Consider the following 4,805-nt stretch of genomic DNA (forward strand, 5'->3'; position numbering starts at 1 on the left):
TTGGTTCTTTGAAAACTGAATAGTAAATTTTAATTCATTGAAATGTCTAAAATACACATTTACTTTTAAACCTATCGATTTATTAGTACTGGTCAGCTCAACATATCGCTATGCTTACACATCCAGCCTATCAACCTTATAGTCTATAAGGAATCTCAAGGGAATACTAATCTTTGAGGAGGCTTCCCACTTAGATGCTTTCAGCGGTTATCCTTTCCGTACTTAGCTACCCTGCTATGCTGCTGGCGCAACAACAGGAACACCAGTGGTACGTCCGTTTCGGTCCTCTCGTACTAAAAACGGCTCTCATCAATATTCCAACGCCCACATCAGATAGGGACCGAACTGTCTCACGACGTTCTGAACCCAGCTCGCGTACCGCTTTAATGGGCGAACAGCCCAACCCTTGGAACCGACTCCAGCTCCAGGATGCGATGAGCCGACATCGAGGTGCCAAACCTTGCCGTCGATGTGATCTCTTGGGCAAGATAAGCCTGTTATCCCCAGGGTAACTTTTATCCGTTGAGCGACTGCCATTCCACAATGTACAGCCGGATCACTAAGTCCTGCTTTCGCACCTGCTCGACTTGTAAGTCTCACAGTCAAGCACACTTCTACCTTTGCGCTCTGCATACGGTTTCTGACCGTATTGAGTGTACCTTTGAACGCCTCCGTTACTCTTTAGGAGGCGACCGCCCCAGTCAAACTACCCACCACGCACTGTCCCCCCACCTGATAATGATGGCAGGTTAGAAACTCAATATAACAAGGGTGGTATTTCAAGGTTGACTCCACTAGAACTGGCGTTCTAGTTTCACTGTCTCCCACCTATCCTACACATGTTAGACCAAATTTCAATACGAAGTTGTAGTAAAGCTCCATGGGGTCTTTTCGTCTTGATGCGGGTACCCAGCGTTTTCACTGGGACCATAATTTCACCGAGTCTAGTGTTGAGACAGTTGAGAGATCATTGCGCCTTTCGTGCAGGTCAGTATTTAGCCGACAAGGAATTTCGCTACCTTAGGACCGTTATAGTTACGGCCGCCGTTCACCCGGGCTTCATTTCAACGCTTCGCATAAGCTAACGCATCCACTTAACCTTCGGGCACTGGGCAGGCTTCACCCCCTATACATCACCTTGCGGTTTAGCAGAGAGCTGTGTTTTTGATAAACAGTTGCCCCTCATAATTTTCTGTGGCTCACTTGCGTGAGCACCCCTTCTTGCGAACTTACGGGGTCATTTTGCAGAGTTCCTTAACACTAGTTTTCTCGCTCGCCTTAGAATACTCATCTTGGGGACGTGTGTCCGTTCTCGGTACAGGTTTCCATAACATAAGTTTAGAAGCTTTTCTAGGAAGCATGAAATCAGTTAATTTGGCATAAAGCCTATGCGTCATAGCTCCCAGTATATAAATTGCGGATTTACCTACAATTTCTAGTTACTACTTGCCCCTCAATCCAGTAAGAGGTAAACTTATCCTTCTCCGTCACTCCATCACTGATATAGAAAGTACAGGAATATTAACCTGTTGTCCATCGACTACGCATTTCTGCCTCGCCTTAGGCCCTGACTTACCCTGGGTGGACGAACCTTGCCCAGGAAACCTTCCCCAATAGGCGTCGTAGATTCTCACTACGAATCGTTACTCATACCGGCATTCTCACTTCTTAGCGCTCCACTAGTCTTCACAGTCTAGCTTCGTTGCCCTAAGAACGCTCCTCTAACGCACATAAATGTACCCGTGGCTTCGGTTTTGTGTTTTAGTCCCGTTAAATTATTGGCGCAAGGTCTCTTGACTAGTGAGCTATTACGCACTCTTTAAAAGATGGCTGCTTCTAAGCCAACTTCCTAGTTGTTTATGAAACCTCACAACCTTTCTCACTTAACACAAATTTGGGACCTTAGCCGACGATCTGGGTTGTTTCCCTCGCGAGCCGGGACGTTAGCACCCCGGTTCCGACTGCATGGTAATACATAATGGTATTCAGAGTTTGATTATAGTCAGTACCGCTAGGCGCGGCCATTCCACATTCAGTGCTTTACCACCATTAATTAACACCACACGCTAGCCCTAAAGCTATTTCGAGGAGAACCAGCTATCTCCAAGTTCGATTGGAATTTCTCCGCTATTCACAAGTCATCCGGGCACTTTTCAGCGTACTACGGTTCGGCCCTCCACTTAGTGTTACCTAAGCTTCAGCCTGCTCATGAATAGATCACCTGGTTTCGGGTGTATGCCATCATACTAATTCGCCCTATTAAGACTCGATTTCTCTACGGCTCCGCTTTATTCCGCTTAACCTTGCATGATAACATAACTCGCCGGTCCATACTGCAAGATGTACGCCATCACCCTTAAATGGGCTCTGACTAATTGTAAGTAAGTGGTTTCAGAATCTATTTCACTCCCCTCTCGGGGTTCTTTTCACCTTTCCCTCACGGTACTAGTTCACTATCGGTGTCTGGTTAGTATTTAGCCTTACCGGGTGGTCCCGGCAGATTCAGACAGGGTTTCACGTGCCCCGCCCTACTCAGGATACAGTCAAAAGACTTAATGATTTCGCATACAGGAGTATCACCTTCTATGCTACTTTTTCCCAAAAGTTTCTGCTATCATTAAATTTTGTAACTTTATGTAGACTGTCCTACAACCCCATTTAAAATGGTTTGGGCTTTTTCTCGTTCGCTCGCCGCTACTAAAGAAATCATTATTTATTTTCTTTTCCTCATGCTACTAAGATGTTTCAGTTCACATGGTGTCTCGCTCATTTTCCTATGTATTCAGAAAAAGGCAGTTAGGCATTACCCTAACTAGGTTCCCCCATTCGGAAATCCCCGTTTCGTAGCTCATATCCAGCTCCACGAGGCTTATCGCAGGTAATCACGTCCTTCATCGACTTCCAGACCCAAGGCATCCACCACAAACTCTTACTTATTTAAAAGTATGTCCTTAATTTAAAATTAAGATTTCCTATTGTTATGATGTGTATTTTAAGACATTTCAATGAATCATAATGTTTTATGATTACTCGATGAATCAATACGAATAAACCAAAAAATTTATTCAATTTTGATGTCGTTGTAATATTTTAAAATAATTACTATTCAGTTTTCAAAGAACAATTTCGAGAGAAATGTTCTCTCAAAACTAGATACATACTTGCGACCTAACAAGTCCATAACGTTATTAAATTAATCAGGTCTTAAAAAGGTTAATTCCAAATCGTGTGTTTGGTATTGTACTCCGTAGAAAGGAGGTAATCCATCCCCACGTTCTCGTAGGGATACCTTGTTACGACTTAACCCCAGTCACCAGTCCTGCCTTAGGCAGTTTGTTTATAAACCGACTTCGGGCATTACCAGCTCCCATGGTTTGACGGGCGGTGTGTACAAGACCCGAGAACGTATTCACCGTAGCGTAGCTGATCTACGATTACTAGCGATTCCGACTTCATGGAGTCGAGTTGCAGACTCCAATCCGAACTGAGACCAGTTTTTTGTGGTTTGCTCACTGTCACCAGGTTGCATCACTTTGTACTGGCCATTGTAGCACGTGTGTTGCCCCACTCGTAAGAGGCATGATGATTTGACGTCGTCCCCACCTTCCTCCCAATTACTTAGGCAGTCTCCCTAGAGTGCTCAACTTAATGTTAGTAACTAAGGATAGGGGTTGCGCTCGTTGCAGGACTTAACCGAACATCTCACGACACGAGCTGACGACAACCATGCACCATCTGTCATTCTGTTAACCTCCACTATATCTCTATAGCTTTGCAGAAGATGTCAAGAGTGGGTAAGGTTCTACGCGTATCTTCAAATTAAACCACATGCTCCACCGCTTGTGCGGGTCCCCGTCAATTCCTTTAAGTTTTATTCTTGCGAACGTACTACTCAGGCGGATCATTTAATGCGTTAGCTGCGTCGATGAGTTCCCCATCAACTAATGATCATCGTTTAGGGCGTGGACTACCAGGGTATCTAATCCTGTTTGCTCCCCACGCTTTCGTCTCTCAGTGTCAGTATATGTCCAGTTAGCTGCCTTCGCCATGTTGGTGTTCTTCCTTATATCTACGCATTTCACCGCTTCACAAGGAATTCCGCTAACCTCTACATAACTCTAGTTTGCCAGTATCCAACGCGTGTTAGGGTTGAGCCCTAAAATTTAACGCCAGACTTAACAAACAACCTACAGACGCTTTACGCCCAATAATTCCGGATAACGCTTGCAACCTATGTATTACCGCGGCTGCTGGCACATAGTTAGCCGTTGCTTTCTAATAAGGTACATTCAATATAACATCATTTCCTATGCTATTTTTTATTCCCTTACCACAGCAGTTTACAACCCATAAGGCCTTCATCCTGCACGCTGTGTCGCTCCATCAGACTTTCGTCCATTGTGGAATATTCCCTACTGCTGCCTCCCGTAGGAGTCTGGGCCGTATCTCAGTCCCAGTGTGGCGGTTCAGTCTCTCAACCCCGCTAAACATCATGGCCTTGGTGAGCCGTTACCTCACCAACTAGCTAATGTTGCGCACCCCGCTCCTCTAGCGATGCTTGAAGGCATCTTTTACGTAGTTTTCATGCGAAAACTACGAGTATTTGGTATTATCGGCTGTTTCCAACCGCTATCCCAAACTAAAGGGTACGTTGAGTACGTGTTACTCACCCATTCGCCGCTAAGAACAAGTTCTTCGCTCGACATGCATGTATTAGGCACACAGCCAGCGTTCATCCTGAGCCAGGATCAAACTCTCGAAAAAATTGACTTCGTCATGGTTTTGTATCTAGTTTTCAAAGAACA

2 rRNA genes are annotated in these 4,805 nt (G+C 45.1%); both read right to left on the bottom strand.

The features are described from left to right. Positions 1-61 precede the first annotated feature (61 nt). Positions 62-2,943: ribosomal RNA gene (locus E1I18_RS03555) — 23S ribosomal RNA — on the bottom strand. 308 nt (positions 2,944-3,251) lie between these two features. Beyond that, positions 3,252-4,764: ribosomal RNA gene (locus tag E1I18_RS03560) — 16S ribosomal RNA — on the bottom strand. The 16S and 23S rRNA genes sit together here, the layout of an rRNA operon. Positions 4,765-4,805: the final 41 nt, after the last annotated feature.

Source organism: Mycoplasmopsis mucosicanis (genome assembly GCF_006546935.1).
GTDB classification, from domain to species: Bacteria; Bacillota_I; Bacilli_A; order Mycoplasmatales; family Metamycoplasmataceae; genus Mycoplasmopsis; species Mycoplasmopsis mucosicanis.